This window comes from Phaeobacter sp. LSS9 (assembly GCF_003443595.1).
Taxonomy (GTDB): Bacteria; Pseudomonadota; Alphaproteobacteria; order Rhodobacterales; family Rhodobacteraceae; genus Phaeobacter; species Phaeobacter piscinae.
Genome location: NZ_CP031956.1, coordinates 2947116 through 2961573 on the forward strand (window position 1 = coordinate 2947116; position 14458 = coordinate 2961573).

8 protein-coding genes are annotated in these 14458 nt (G+C 59.3%); 5 read left to right on the plus strand and 3 right to left on the minus strand.

Features of this window, described 5'->3' with window-relative positions; all coding sequences use genetic code 11:
- Positions 1 to 32: 32 nt before the first annotated feature.
- A complete protein-coding gene (locus tag D1820_RS14080) occupies positions 33 to 3710 on the minus strand; it encodes an Ig-like domain-containing protein (RefSeq protein WP_118069485.1) in 3678 nt (1225 codons plus the stop codon).
- Positions 3711 to 4414: 704 nt separating this feature from the next.
- Here D1820_RS14080 and D1820_RS14085 point away from each other — a divergent pair.
- From D1820_RS14085 to D1820_RS14095, 3 genes are read left to right on the plus strand one after another with little or no spacing between them, the layout of a single operon-like run.
- Entirely contained in the window at positions 4415 to 6349 is a 1935-nt protein-coding gene (locus tag D1820_RS14085) for a PrkA family serine protein kinase (protein ID WP_118069486.1), read from the plus strand.
- 21 nt (positions 6350 to 6370) lie between these two features.
- Positions 6371 to 7708, plus strand: coding sequence for a YeaH/YhbH family protein (locus D1820_RS14090; RefSeq protein WP_096870423.1), 1338 nt, complete (start codon positions 6371 to 6373; stop codon positions 7706 to 7708).
- On the plus strand, positions 7695 to 9203 hold the full coding sequence (locus D1820_RS14095) for a SpoVR family protein (RefSeq protein ID WP_118069487.1): 1509 nt from the start codon (positions 7695 to 7697) through the stop codon (positions 9201 to 9203). The genes D1820_RS14090 and D1820_RS14095 overlap by 14 nt, the downstream gene beginning before the upstream one ends.
- A gap of 7 nt (positions 9204 to 9210) precedes the next feature.
- Here D1820_RS14095 and D1820_RS14100 read toward each other — a convergent pair whose 3' ends face one another.
- Together D1820_RS14100 and D1820_RS14105 are read right to left on the minus strand one after the other, a co-directional pair.
- On the minus strand, positions 9211 to 9876 hold the full coding sequence (locus D1820_RS14100) for a GntR family transcriptional regulator (RefSeq protein WP_118070226.1): 666 nt from the start codon (positions 9874 to 9876) through the stop codon (positions 9211 to 9213).
- A 177-nt stretch (positions 9877 to 10053) separates the two neighbouring features.
- Positions 10054 to 11169 carry an S-(hydroxymethyl)glutathione dehydrogenase/class III alcohol dehydrogenase gene (locus tag D1820_RS14105; protein WP_040171450.1) on the minus strand — a complete coding sequence of 372 codons (1116 nt, stop codon included), beginning with the start codon at positions 11167 to 11169 and terminating at the stop codon, positions 10054 to 10056.
- Positions 11170 to 11499: 330 nt separating this feature from the next.
- Between D1820_RS14105 and D1820_RS14110 the strand changes: the two genes are divergently transcribed.
- Together D1820_RS14110 and cueR are read left to right on the plus strand one after the other, a co-directional pair.
- Positions 11500 to 14016, plus strand: coding sequence for a heavy metal translocating P-type ATPase (locus tag D1820_RS14110; RefSeq protein ID WP_118069488.1), 2517 nt, complete (start codon positions 11500 to 11502; stop codon positions 14014 to 14016).
- On the plus strand, positions 14013 to 14414 hold the full coding sequence (cueR, locus tag D1820_RS14115; RefSeq protein ID WP_118069489.1) for a Cu(I)-responsive transcriptional regulator: 402 nt from the start codon (positions 14013 to 14015) through the stop codon (positions 14412 to 14414). Before D1820_RS14110 ends, cueR begins: the two co-directional genes overlap by 4 nt.
- Positions 14415 to 14458 lie beyond the last annotated feature (44 nt).

The window sequence follows — 14458 nt, forward strand, 5'->3', positions numbered from 1 at the left end:
CGCCAAATCGGCCCCCGGTCGATCTCTGTGGATCAGAGAACCACCTGCACGTCCTGATCGACAATCAGCGTCGTGCCATCGTTGCCGATGGTATAGACATTGAAGGTTTCGCCGTCGATCTGACGGGTGCCACCTGCATTGCCACCAGCCAGGGTGATGGTGTCGTTGTTGTCACCACGGATCGTAAGCGTGTCTGAATTGCCGGACAGCGCTTTGATATCCGCCTCGTTCAGGGTCAGGCTGACATCGGATGCGTAATGCAGGTTCAGATCGTCGACGTTGAACTGGCCAAGGGACGCGTGATCCAGAGAGCCTGCATTGGTCGCGTTGTCGTCAAAGACCACAAGCGTGCTGGAGGTGTTGCCGACTGCGTCGTTGCGCGACAGTACAAGATGCGTCCCGTCCGGGATGGCGGTGCCAAAGCGGAATTCTGTCCCGTCGATAGGATCGACTGTTTTGGACGCAGCAGGGGACCCCATGGTGCCATTCGGATTGAGTGTGTTGACCGTATAGTTGTCGGTTGCATCCAGCGTTTCCAGCCGGACGATCCCATCACTCGATTCTGTGACCGTGTTGATCGTCGCGGCGCCCACTTCGGTATCCACCGAGAACTGCTCAACAGTGCTGCGTTCATTTCCAGCGGCGTCTGTCGCACGGATGGTGGCCGTGGCGGTATAGGTTCCGTCGGGCAGATCCGCGTCCGAGAAGGTCACGCTCCAGTTCCCGGAGGCATCAACCGTCGCGTTATTGGTGACCGCGCCGATGGTGACAGCAACCGTAGAGCCAGCCTCAACTGTGCCCGACAGGGTGGTGCCTGCGATCTGCTCCGCTTTGTTCACGATATCGTCCGACGTCTGGTTCGGCTGAACCGTCAAAGGCACCACTTCGGTATCGAGTGCGACTGTGTCAGAGACACTTGCCGTATTCCCCGCGTCATCGATGATAGAGGCGGTAATCGGCAAGGACTGGGTGCCCGTCGGGATTTCAGTCGCCGGGAAGGTGGTGGCCCAGTCGCCGTTGACATCGGCGACCACTTGGCGGCTTGCAGCGCCGAGGCCAACCGTCACGGTCAGGCCTGGCGTCGCGGTGCCGCTGATTTCGACACCGTCGGCACGTTCAACGGCGTTGATCACATCGTCGAGTTCGATCGGGTCGGGAGATAGCGCCACAGTGCCTGCAACGGTGTCTACCCGCAGGGCAGAGGAGGCCGAAGCGGTGTTACCCGCCGCGTCCGTTGCCGACACTGTGACCGAGGTATTGTATTCGCCAGCCGCCAGTGCGCCCGGCTCGAAGAGGGCGCTCCAGGTGCCATTTGCAGCCACGGTCGCAGTACGGGTCACACCCGCGACAGTTACCTCAACGGCAGATCCTGGCTCGGCAGCGCCGGTAAGCGTCACACCGGCCTGTGCCTCGGCGGCGTTGACGATATTGTCACCGCCTGCCTGATTGGCATCGATGCTGACCGCGGTCGAGGTGTCGACGCGCAGGGTGCCTGTCGTGCTCTCACTGTTCCCGGCTGCATCGGTCGCGGTGACGCTGATCGGAGCGTCATATTCGCCGGGGGTGATTTCGCCAGTGGTATAAGGCGCGCTCCAGCGGCCCTGTGCATCCGCTGTCACTGTGCGGGTGATGCCCTGGAAGGTGACAGCAACGGATGCACCGGCCTCAGCGGTGCCGGTCAAGGTGAGGCCGTCTGCGGCTTCCGCACCATTCAGCACGTCATCGCCACCGGCCTGCCCGTTGTCGAGGCCGACGCTGGTCGTGGTGTCGACGTGGATCTGGCTGCTGGTCGAGGCGGTGTTGCCGTAGGCATCGGTCGCCGTCGCCGTCACGGTTGTGTCATACGTCCCATCGGCAATGTCAGACCCGGCAAAGCTCGCAGTCCATTGCCCCTGAGCATTGGCCGTCACGGTGCGGGTTGCATTGCCCAGCTGAACCACAACGCTGGCACCCGCCTCGGCGGTGCCGGTCAGATCCAGGCCATTATTGGCCTCAACCGCATTGATCAGGTTGTCCCCCGCAAGCGGGTTGCTGAGGGCCACTTCGGTTTCGGTGTCCACACGGACGGTACCGGTGGTGGAGGCTGTATTGCCGAGTGCATCGGTTGCCGTGACCGAGACATTGGCGTCATATTCGCCTGTCGGGATCTCGCTGCTGGCGAAATCCGCACTCCAGTTGCCCTGCGCGTCCGCCGTCACGGTGTGCGTGGTGCCCTCAAGTGTCACAGCGACGCTGGCACCGGCCTCGGCCTTGCCCGTCAGGGTTACACCGCTGGTCACTTCCGGTGCGGAGATTACGTTGTCGCCCGCCTGAACCGCGTCGAGAGAAGCCGTGGTTTCGGTGTCCACAGGGATAGTGGTTGAGGTGGAGCTGGTATTGCCGCTGGTATCGGTCGCCACGGCAGAGACGCTTGCGTCATAGGTGCCGGTCGCGATTTCCGAGCTGAGATAGCTGGCCGACCAGTTGCCCTGTGCGTCAGCTGTCACGGTGCGGCTCACCCCTTGGAAGGTCACCACAACACTTGATCCGGCTTCGGCTGTGCCGGTGAGGGTAATACCTGCCGCCTGTTCGGCACCGCTGATCATGTGATCATTGCCCACTTGGGTGTTGATGGTCACACGGGTTTCGGTGTCGACATCAACCGTATGGGTGGTGGTGCTGGTGTTGCCAAAGGAATCGGCGCTGGTGACTTCGATGGTGGAGCTGTAGATGCCCGTCGCCACCTCGTTCACACTGTAGTTCACCGACCATGTGCCGTCGTCGGCGACTGTGGTGGTGCGGGTCACGCCCTGGAATTCCACGCTGACGCTGGCACCAGCTTCACCGGTGCCGTTGATCACAACACCATCGGCCACTTCGATGTAGTTGATGTGGTCATCGCCCTCGACCGTGTTGACGTCGATCGGCGGCGGTGTGGTGTCGATGATGACCGAAGGGCCATCAAGATTGAATTCGGTCCCGTCCGGGTCCTTTACGTAGACTGTGGTCTCGTAAGAGCCGTCTGGCGGCAGGTTGGTGACCGGGAAATTGGCAACCCAGGTGCCATCGTCCTTAACCATGACGGTTTCGGTAATTGTGCCCAGTGTCACCTCGACGGTGGAGCCGGGGGCACCGGTGCCGCTGACGACCACATCTTCGGTGGTGGATCCGGCGACGGGATAGGTTGCATCGGGGTTGTCGACGGTTGGTGTGACTGCGCCGCCGCCACCACCGCCGCCGCCACCACCGCCAACGATGGCAGCTGCACCGACAACACCGGCCGCCGCGCCGGCGGTGCCGAGGCCGCCAAGCAGTGGTGCTACGAGAGGCGCAACAACGGGTTCAATGCGTTCCACGTCAAGGAACACCATATCATCATAGGCGCTCCACTTGCCGCTTAGGTCTAGCGGTTCGTAGCTGGCATAGAGCATCCCATCGGTACGGTCCTCCAGAACCACCTCGACGAAGTTGCCTTCCTCGCTCAGGAACAGGTTTTTATTTCCCGTTGCACCGGTGTTGAAGAAATCATCCAGCACCACCACCTGGCCGTCGATCAGCGTGATATGAAGGTCCTGACCGCGCCGCGCATAGCTCTCGACATCGGACGGGCCGAGGTTCAGCGAAATGTCTTTCGCCGTTGCTGTTGCAATTGTCGCCTGGGGGGTGTCAGCAGATGTACCATGCTGTTTGGTGCCCGCCATGTCGCGGACGATGTATCCAACCGTACTCATTTTTATATACCGCTCGTCAAAGACCAAAGCGCCAGAATCGTAGCGCCAAGGTAGCCTGCATTGTTTTGCCCATCAGCCGTCTCCGCGGCCATATTGACGCCATATTGCTGCCTTCTCAGCGGCCTTGTCTAGGTTTTGATGAGCGGATTTTTACCGAAAAGATCCGGGTGTGGCTAATTTGTATTCAATTTGCATCGAAGTTTATCGGGTGATTTTTGTTAATGTTCCCCTCTGGTTGACGTCAGGGAATTTCTTGCGGTGTGTTTGCGATGGGTTTGCGCTGCGGGCGAGCGTTCATGGGCCTTATCTCTAAGGCGGTTGCCGGAATTTGTGGTGTCTTGAACAGCGTGATGAGGGCGCGTTTTTGACCACTCAGGTCACAGGTATATCGCTGATGTGTGAACAAGTGTTCTATTAAAACGTACTGGCAATTAACCAAAAAGACACCAGTTTCAGATAGGATGAAGGGCATAATTGGTGTAGAGTTGATCCTAAGTACACGACGCCGAAACCCAGGCCACAGCTGGAATGTCACCGCTCAGAGTGACCCGCTGGTCTTGTATCGCCGGATCCGGCGCCGAGCAGAATTCAGACGAATATTTTCACGCGGACATTCCTTGGCCCTCGCGCTGGGTGCCCTCTGTCCGCGTGCGATTTTGGACCCCAGGAGGACCGGCGCGCAGTAACTAGGAGGCTAGAGCCAGATGAAAGACATTGCCGAAATCTTTGCCGAACAATATGGCGAAACGCGCGAGCAGGAGATGTCGCTGCAGGACTATCTGAATGCCTGCCGCGATGATCCCAGCATGTACGCCAATGTCGCTGAGCGTATGCTCAAGGCGATTGGCGAAGAAGAACTGGTCGATACATCAAAAGATGCGCGACTGGGGCCGATCTTTCAGAACCGCACCATCAAACGATATTCTGCCTTCAAAGACTTCTACGGCATGGAGGACACGATTGAGCGGATCGTGGGCTACTTCCGCCACGCCGCGCAGGGGTTGGAAGAGCGCAAACAGATCCTCTACCTGCTGGGCCCAGTTGGCGGCGGCAAATCCTCTCTCGCGGAACGGCTGAAGCGTCTGGTCGAGGATCAGCCGATCTACGTTCTGAAGTCAGGGGACCAGTTGTCCCCCATTTTCGAGAGCCCGCTTGGCCTCTTCGATCCGGTGCGGATGGGCAAACTGCTGAACGATGAATACGGGATCGCGCAGCACCGCCTGCCCGGGCTGATGTCACCCTGGGCGGTGCAGCGGCTTGATGAATTCGGCGGCGATATCAATAAATTTTCGGTGGTGCGACTGTATCCGTCTCGGCTGCGCCGGATCTGCGTGGCCAAGGTTGAGCCGGGGGATGAGAACAATCAGGATATTTCTACCCTGGTGGGCAAAGTCGACATTCGCCAGCTGGAGCATTTCAGCCAGGACAACCCGGATGCCTATAGTTTCTCAGGCGGTTTGAACCGCGCAACACAGGGCATCCTTGAGTTTGTTGAGATGTTCAAGGCTCCGATCAAGATGCTGCACCCGCTGCTGACAGCGACGCAGGAAGGCAACTACATGGGGACCGAAAGCTTCGGCGCGATCCCCTTTACGGGCCTGATCCTTGCTCATTCCAATGAATCTGAATGGCAGCAGTTCAAGAACAACAAGAACAATGAAGCCTTCATCGACCGGGTATCGATTGTGAAGGTGCCGTACTGCCTGCGCGTCACCGAAGAGGCGAAGATCTACGACAAGCTGATTGAGCACAGCGAGCTTGCAGCAGCGCCCTGTGCCCCTGAGACGTTGAAAATCCTCAGCCGGTTCTCGGTTCTCACCCGGCTGAAGCCGCATGAGAATTCTAACCTCTATTCCAAATTGCGCGTCTATGATGGCGAGAGCCTGAAGGACACCGACCCGAAGGCGAAAACCGTGCAGGAATATCAGGATCGCGCCGGTGTTGATGAGGGCATGAACGGGATCTCCACGCGCTTTGCCTTCAAGGTGCTGTCGACCACGTTCAACTTCGACACCGATGAGGTCGCGGCAGATCCGGTTCATCTGATGTATGTGCTGGAACAGATGATCAAGCGCGAGCAGTTCCCGACGGAGACGGAGGCAAAATATCTTGCCTTCATCAAGACAGAACTGGCGCCGCGCTATGAGGAGTTCATCGGCAACGAAATCCAGAAGGCCTATCTGGAGAGCTATACCGAATACGGGCAGAACGTGTTCGACCGGTATATCTCCTACGCTGACGCTTGGATTGAGGAGCAGGATTACAAGGACCCCGATACTGGCCAGCTCTATGACCGCGAGGTTCTGGATGCGGAGCTCAGCAAGATCGAGAAACCCGTCGGTATCGCCAACCCCAAGGATTTCCGCAATGAGGTTGTGAAATTCGCCCTGCGCCACCGCGCCAATACCGGCTCAAACCCGGCGTGGAATTCCTATGAGAAGCTGCGCGATGTGATCGAAAAACACATGTTCAGCCAGGTCGAGGAGCTGCTTCCAGTGATTTCCTTTGGCTCCAAGAAGGACAGCAAAACCGAAGGCAAACATCAGGAGTTCGTCGAACGGATGCGCAGCCACGGCTACACCGACCGGCAGGTCCGCAGATTGGTGGAGTGGTACATGCGCGTGAACAAGGCGGGCTAACAGAAAAAGGGTGGGTGCCAGATGCATCATTTTATCGACAGGCGCGCCAATCCCAAGGGCAAGAGTTTGGGGAACCGGCAACGGTTCCTTGAACGTGCCCGCGAAAGTATCAAGGAACGTGTCGACAGATCGGTCCGAGATAAGTCGATCAAGGATGGTGGTGGCATCCCGGCCGAAGGCGAGAAGGTCACCATTCCTTCCCGTGGGTTGAAGGAACCCCGGTTTCACCATTCCTCCAAGGGGGGGCGACGGCGCCATGTGCTGCCGGGCAACAAGGAATTCGTGGTTGGCGATACGCTGAAACGACCCCAGGGTGGCGCGGGTGAGGGCGGCAAACAGGCCTCCGAGGATGGTGATGGTGCGGATGAATTCTCCTTTACCCTGACGCGGGACGAATATCTTGAAATTCTGTTCGATGGGCTGGAGCTGCCGGATCTGGTCGAAAAGGCCACTGTAGAGACCGAAACCATCGGAACACGCCGCGCCGGTCTGACCACGGCGGGCACGCCGAATAACCTCAACCTTGTGCGGACCATGCGCAATTCCTTGGGGCGCCGGATCGCGTTGCAGCGCCCCTCCGCCAGATCCATTGCCGAGCTACAGGCCGAGATTGAAGAGCTGGAGTCGCTGCCGGAACGTAGCGAAAAACAGCAGATCCATCTCGAGGATTTGCGCCACCGGCTGGAGGTGTTGGAGCGCAAACGTCGGGTGGTTGGTTACATTGATCCGCTGGATCTGCGGTATGATACGCATGTACCAGAGAAAATCCGCAATTCGCGTGCGGTCGTCTTCTGCCTTATGGATGTGTCGGGTTCCATGCAGGAGCGGGAGAAGGATCTGGCGAAACGCTTCTTCCTGCTGCTGCATCTGTTTTTGACGCGCAGCTATGAACACACCGAACTGGTGTTTGTGCGCCATACCCATCACGCGCAGGAGGTCGATGAGGAGACGTTTTTCTATGCGCGCGAAACCGGTGGCACCATTGTCTCGACCGCGCTGGAAAAAATGAAGGAGATCGTCGCTGAGCGGTATCCGCCGGATGAATGGAACATCTATGGCGCGCAGGCGTCTGACGGGGAAAACTTCGGCAATGACTCGGCGCGCTGCAAGGCGCTGCTGCTGGAGGATCTGCTGCCGGTTTGCCAGTACTACGCGTACGTCGAAATCGTCGATGAAAACGCCGAGATGCTGTTGAACAACCCCGAGGCGGGCGAGGATTTGTGGCAGAACTACCGGCAGGTGAAGGCACAGGCTCCACATTTTGAGATGCAGCGCGTGTCGCAGCCATCGCATATCTATCCGATTTTCCGGGAATTCTTCCTTCCCAAGGCAAAAGGGGCGCAGAATGCAGGCGGGTGACACTGTCGCGAAACCGATGTTCACAGGGCCGGAATGGACCTTTGAATTGTTGGAAGTCGCGCGCGATGCGATTGAGGAAATCGCGCTCAATGATCTGGGGCTGGACGTCTATCCAAACCAGATCGAGATCATCTCGGCCGAACAGATGCTGGATGCCTATTCCTGCGTCGGCCTTCCCCTGATGTATCAGCACTGGTCATTTGGGAAGCATTTTGCCCGTGATGAGACGCTTTACCGGACCGGACGGCAGGGGCTCGCCTACGAGATTGTCATCAACTCAAACCCCTGTATCAGCTACAATATGGAAGAGAACACCATGGCCATGCAGACGCTGGTCATGGCGCATGCGGCCTTTGGGCACAATCATTTCTTCAAGAACAATTATCTGTTCCAGCAATGGACCGATGCGGCTGGTATCCATGATTACCTGGCCTTCGCCAAGAATTACATCTCGGCCTGCGAGGAACGCTATGGCCTCAGCGCGGTTGAGGAAATCCTTGATGCGGCCCATGCATTGCAGTCGCAGGGGGTGTTTCGCTACGGGCGCCCGCCCAAACCAACCACCGAAGAATTGGCCGCGATGCAGAAGGTGCGGGAGGGCCATGAGAGCGCGCAGAGCGTATTGGATATCTGGACCGATGCGACGCTGGGCCGGGACAAGCTGGAACAGATCAAGGATGAACCCTACAGTGCCCGCCGCAAGCTGATGAATCTGCCGCAGGAGAACCTGCTGTATTTTCTGGAAAAGCACAGTCCGGTGCTGGAGCCTTGGCAATGCGAGATCCTGCGCATTGTGCGGATGCTGGCACAGTATCTTTATCCGCAGAAGCAGACCAAGGTCATGAATGAGGGCTGCGCGACCTTTGTGCATTATTACATCATCAACAAGCTGTTTGAGCAGGGGCGCCTGACCGAAGGCTCCTATATGGAAATGATGCACAGCCACACCAATGTGGTGCTTCAGCCGGAGTATGACGACCCGCGTTACTCGGGCATCAATCCCTACGCGCTCGGCTTTGCGATGATGCAGGATATCCGGCGGATCTGCGAGGCGCCGACCGACGAGGACCGGGAGTGGTTCCCTGATTTTGCAGGTGATCCGGATTGGCGGCGGGTGATGCGGGACGCTTGGGCCAACTACCGGGATGAAAGCTTCATCCAGCAGTTTCTGTCGCCGCATCTCATTCGCAAGTTCAAGCTGTTCACACTCGCGGATGATGCGGATCAATCACATCTGGTGGTGAGCCAGATTCACAACCGAACCGGCTATCGCTCCGTGCGCCGGGATCTCGCGCACTCTTACGATCTGGCCTATTTAGAGCCTGATATTCAGGTCACGGACGCCGATCTGAAGGGGGACCGCGAGCTGAAACTGACCCATACTGTGCGGGACGGAATCCACCTGTCGGAGGAGGACCGCGACGAGGTGCTGAAGCATCTGCGCAGGCTATGGGGATACGATGTCAGTCTTGCGGCAGTCGATGCAGGGGAATGAGGCTGGATCAGGGGATCTGAGCCCGCAATTGCTCCTCAAGTGAGATTTTGGCCGTCAGTATATGTTCTGCCGTGAGCCGGGCGGCCTGTTCAGCATCGCGCTCCTCGCAGGCGCGGATAATAGCGCGATGTTCCTGGTCGCTGCGGGCCATGCCGTCGCTCATGATCAATTGCGCCCGCAGGTAGCGGTCAATACGATCCATCGCGCCCTCGACGACTTCGACATGGTAGGGCAGGCCGCTGACGCTGTAGAGCGTGCCGTGGAATTGCCGGTTCAGCGGTCCCCATTGCATCGGATCATTGCAGGCCGCAAAGGCATCCAGATGCGCATGGGCCTGATCCGTGATCTCTTGCGTCATATTGGCAACCGCGGCGCGGATAATATCGGCTTCAAGTTTCGCGCGCAGTTTAAAAATCTCGGAGGCATCCTGCATCGACAGGGTCGCGACCACCGCTCCTTTGTAGCGCTGGGAGGTGACCAACCCCTGTTGTTCCAAACGGGCGATGGCTTCGCGTACGGGAAAGCGCGAGGTGCGAAAGGCCTTGGCGATTTCATCCTGTCGCAGGGGCGTGCCGTCAGAGAGCTCGCCGGTGATGATCGCCTTCTGCAGGGCGCGAAAAATGATCGTCGCGGCAGACTCACTCTTGGAGATATCAATAGCGTGCAGTTTCAATCCGGTTCCTCGGCCAAAGCGGAGCATGTGAGGTTGATTATGCCTGTGGTTGAACCTTGCCGCCAGCCCTGTCGGCAGGTCTGATCCGGATTCGGCGGATGCGCAGCCTAAATGAAAACGCAGGCCGGGTGGCCTGCGTCATGGTCTTGTCTGTCGTGTCTTATTTACGATGCAGGATCAGAATTCGACGACGGCGCGGATCGATTTGCCTTCATGCATCAGGTCGAATCCGTGGTTGATTTCATCAAGAGACAGCTTGTGGGTAATCATCGGGTCGATTTCGATCTTGCCGTCCATATACCAGTCCACAATCTTGGGCACATCCGTCCGCCCGGCCGCGCCGCCGAAGGCGGTGCCGCGCCAGCTGCGGCCGGTGACCAGCTGGAACGGACGGGTGGAGATTTCGGCACCTGCCGGTGCAACGCCGATAATGATGCTCTCGCCCCAGCCCTTATGCGCGGCCTCAAGCGCGGTCCGCATCACCTGTACATTGCCTGTGGCATCAAAGGTGTAATCTGCGCCACCTTTGGTCAGCTCCACGAGATGAGCGACCAGATCGCCGTCAACCTCAGCCGGGTTCACAAAATCGGTCATGCCAAACTGCGTGGCCATCTCGACTTTGCCGGGGTTGAGGTCCACACCGACGATCTGATCCGCACCGGCCAGGCGCAGGCCCTGAATCACGTTGAGGCCAATCCCGCCGAGACCAAAGACAATCGCGCGTGAGCCGATTTCTACCTTGGCGGTGTTGATCACCGCGCCGATACCCGTTGTGACACCGCAACCGATGTAGCAGACCTTGTCGAAAGGGGCGTCTTTGCGGATCTTGGCCAGGGCGATTTCGGGCACCACGGTGTGGTTGGCGAAGGTGGAGCACCCCATGTAGTGGTAGATCGGCGTGCCATCCAGCATCGAGAACCGTGTGGAGCCGTCGGGCAGCAGGCCTTGTCCTTGCGTTGAGCGGATCGCCTGACACAGGTTGGTCTTGGGGTTGAGGCAGTATTCGCATTCGCGGCATTCCGGCGTGTAAAGCGGGATCACATGGTCGCCCACTTCCAGGCTGGTCACGCCTTCGCCAACTTCGACCACGACGCCGGCACCCTCATGGCCCAGAATTGCCGGAAAGATCCCCTCGGGATCATCACCGGAGCGGGTGAACTCATCCGTGTGGCAAAGGCCAGTTGCCTTGATTTCGACCAGCACCTCGCCCTTTTTCGGGCCTTCGAGGTTCACCTCCATAATCTCCAGCGGTTTGCCCGGGGCAACGGCCACAGCGGCGCGAGTGCGTATCATGGTGAAATTCCTTTGTTCTGTCTGTGACGGCAGGCGCCAATTGCGCTGAGCCGCATATTGGCAGACCCGTTGGGGGGGCGTAAACCACCCGCCGCCGCGGGATGTGCATTTCTTGCTGTCGCCAGTCTAACGATGCTGATCGACCGCGCCCTGAAAAAATGCGACAGCGGGACATCCGTTCCCGTCATCCCTAAGGCAGTTGGCGCTCAGGGGGGGCTTCGATGTCGAAGGTTTGAATTTCATGCGGATAGGCTCTTGACATTCCTGTGACTGGAAGCCCCATATCAGCAAAGATATGGTCTTAATGACAATGTCTGGAAGGTGTCAGCCATGGAAGAATCACATGTCAGGGAGCGGACTATTGAGGTGACCGGCCTGAGCTGTGCGGGCTGTGTTGGCCGGGCAGAGCGGGCGTTGGCTGCGGTGCCAGGGGTGAAGGACGCGTCCGTCAATCTGGCAACCAGCAAGGCGCGCGTTGTTGGTTCGTCCGAGGTATCGGCGGAGGGTCTGCGCGGAGCCTTGAAAACGGCCGGATACCCGGCGGCAGAAGCGACGATTGAGTTGCAGGTCAGCGGTCTCACCTGCGCAAGCTGCGTTGGTCGCGTCGAACGCGCTCTGCAAAAGGTCGACGGGGTGGTTTCGGCAGACGTGAACCTTGCACAGGAGCAGGCCCATGTGACCTATCTGGCCGGGGTGCTGACTGCGGAGGATCTGCTGAAGGCCAGCAAGCACGCAGGTTATCCCGCGACCCCTATCGGGAACACGCAAAGTGACGCCGATAGCCTGAAGGTTGAAAAGGAAGCGGAAATTCAGCGTCTTGGCTGGGAATTCCTTATCGCCGCGGCCCTGACGCTACCGGTCTTCTTGATTGAGATGGGTGGCCATATGATCCCTGCGCTGCACCATTGGGTTGCGCGCAGCATTGGCACCGGAAACAGCCATATTCTGCAATTTCTGCTGACAACACTGGTGTTGTTTGGTCCCGGTCTGCGGTTCTACCGCCAGGGGGTGCCTGCGCTGCTGCGCGCTGCGCCGGATATGAATGCGCTGGTGGCGATCGGGACCGCGGCTGCTTATGGGTATTCGGTGGTGGCAACCTTTGCCCCGGGCCTGTTGCCTGCGGGAACCGCCAATGTCTACTACGAGGCGGCAGCGGTGATCGTCACCCTGATCCTGCTCGGGCGCTGGCTGGAGGCCCGCGCGAAGGGGCGCACCGGCGCTGCGATCCGTGCTTTGGTCGGGCTGCAGCCCAAGGTCGCGTTGCTTGTTACGGGCACCAAGGCGGAGGAGCGTCCGGTCTCGGAGCTGCGCGTCGGCGATCATCTGCGGGCGCGACCGGGTGAGCGGATTGCCGTGGATGGCACGGTTTTGACCGGACGCTCCTTTGTTGATGAGAGCATGATCACGGGAGAACCGGTTCCCTTGGAGAAAGCGGATGGCGATGTGCTGACGGCGGGCACCATCAATGGGGCTGCGGTTTTGGACTATCGCGCCACCCATGTCGGCGCCGATACGCTGCTGGCGCAGATCGTGCGCATGGTGGAGCAGGCGCAGGGTGCCAAACTGCCGGTGCAGGCGCTGGTGGATCGTGTGACACTGTGGTTTGTCCCGGCGGTGATCGTGATTGCGGCGCTGACGGTCGCTGTCTGGCTGCTGTTCGGCCCGGACCCGGCCCTGCCCTTGGCGCTGGTTGCGGGGGTGTCTGTGCTGATCATCGCCTGCCCCTGTGCAATGGGGCTGGCGACGCCAACGTCAATCATGGTTGGGATTGGACGTGCGGCGCAGATGGGCGTGCTGTTTCGCAAGGGAGATGCTCTGCAACGGCTGCAGGATACGCGCGTGGTTGCTTTGGATAAGACAGGCACCCTGACGGAAGGCCGCCCGACACTGACCATGCTGCGCTGTGCCGACGGGTTTGACAGGGCCGGGCTGCTGCCGCTGCTGGCGGCGGCGGAGGCCCAGTCGGAACATCCGATCGCACGGGCCATAACAGCGGCAGCGGGGGCGGATATCCCGCAGGCGACAGAGGTCGAGGCCATCCCAGGATATGGTTTGCGGGCGACTGTAGCGGGCCAGCTGGTTCTTATCGGGGCTGCGCGACTGATGACGCGTGAGGGGATTTCCTGTGCGCCATTTGAGGTGGAGGCTGAGAGTCTCGCCGCGCGCGGTGCAACCACGCTATATGCGGCAGTTGATGGGCGCCTGGCCGGGTTGGTGGCCGTAACCGATCCCGTCAAAGAGGGCAGCCGTGCCGCTGTGAAAGCCATGGCCGCGCAGGGGCTGAAGGTTGCGATGCTGACCGGCGATGGGGCGGTCACGGCGCAGTCTATCGCTGATGATCTGGGGATTGAGATCGTTGAAGCGAACTGTCTGCCCGGTGACAAGGTGAGCGCACTGGAGGCGCTGCAGAAGCAACACGGGGCCCTTGCCTTCGTTGGTGACGGGATCAATGACGCCCCGGCCCTCGCGGCGGCAGACGTCGGGATTGCAATCGGCACCGGTACCGATGTGGCGATTGAGACAGCTGATATCGTCCTGGTCTCTGGTGACCTGCGCGGGGCGGTCAACGCAATTAAGATCAGCCGGGCGACGTTGCGCAATATCCGGCAGAATTTGGGGTGGGCCTTTGGTTACAATATTCTGCTGGTGCCTGTGGCTGCGGGCGTGCTTGTACCCTTTGGCGGGCCGCTTTTGTCACCAGGGCTGGCAGCCGGTGCGATGGCGCTGTCCAGCGTGTTTGTGCTCAGCAACGCGCTGCGCTTGCGTGGGCTGCGGTCGGACATAGATCAGTCAGAGACACCGGCGGATCCAACACCCGCGCAGCAGATGAAAGAGGTGCGACCATGAACATTGGTGATGTGGCCAGCCGCTCTGGCCTGCCGGCCAAGACCATTCGCTACTACGAAGACATTGGTCTGATCAAACCGCGGCGCAGTGATAATGGCTATCGTTGTTTTGCGGAGACCGACCTGCACAAGCTGGCGTTTCTGGGCCGCGCCCGCGCGCTTGGCTTTACCATCGAAGATTGCCGGACTCTGCTTGCGCTTTATGAGGATGAGAGTCGGGCCAGTGCCGATGTGAAACAATTGGCTCAGGAGCATCTCGATAGGATCAATATCAAGATCGCCGATCTTGAAGCGATGCGGGATACGCTGTCGGAGCTGGTGACCTGTTGCGCAGGTGACAATCGGCCTGACTGCCCCATTCTGCGTGATCTGTCACAGCCGCCTGAAACGGGTGAGTAATCGGGTGGTTCAATCAGATCAGGCGATGTTTGCGATGTGAGGTG

What these genes read in the sequence shown, in the direction of transcription:
- D1820_RS14080 (WP_118069485.1), bottom strand. Translation starts at nt 3,710, where the DNA reads ATGAGTACGGTTGGATACATCGTCCGCGACATGGCGGGCACCAAACAG.
- D1820_RS14085 (WP_118069486.1), top strand. Translation starts at nt 4,415, where the DNA reads ATGAAAGACATTGCCGAAATCTTTGCCGAACAATATGGCGAAACGCGC.
- D1820_RS14090 (WP_096870423.1), top strand. Translation starts at nt 6,371, where the DNA reads ATGCATCATTTTATCGACAGGCGCGCCAATCCCAAGGGCAAGAGTTTG.
- D1820_RS14095 (WP_118069487.1), top strand. Translation starts at nt 7,695, where the DNA reads ATGCAGGCGGGTGACACTGTCGCGAAACCGATGTTCACAGGGCCGGAA.
- D1820_RS14105 (WP_040171450.1), bottom strand. Translation starts at nt 11,169, where the DNA reads ATGATACGCACTCGCGCCGCTGTGGCCGTTGCCCCGGGCAAACCGCTG.
- D1820_RS14110 (WP_118069488.1), top strand. Translation starts at nt 11,500, where the DNA reads ATGGAAGAATCACATGTCAGGGAGCGGACTATTGAGGTGACCGGCCTG.
- cueR (WP_118069489.1), top strand. Translation starts at nt 14,013, where the DNA reads ATGAACATTGGTGATGTGGCCAGCCGCTCTGGCCTGCCGGCCAAGACC.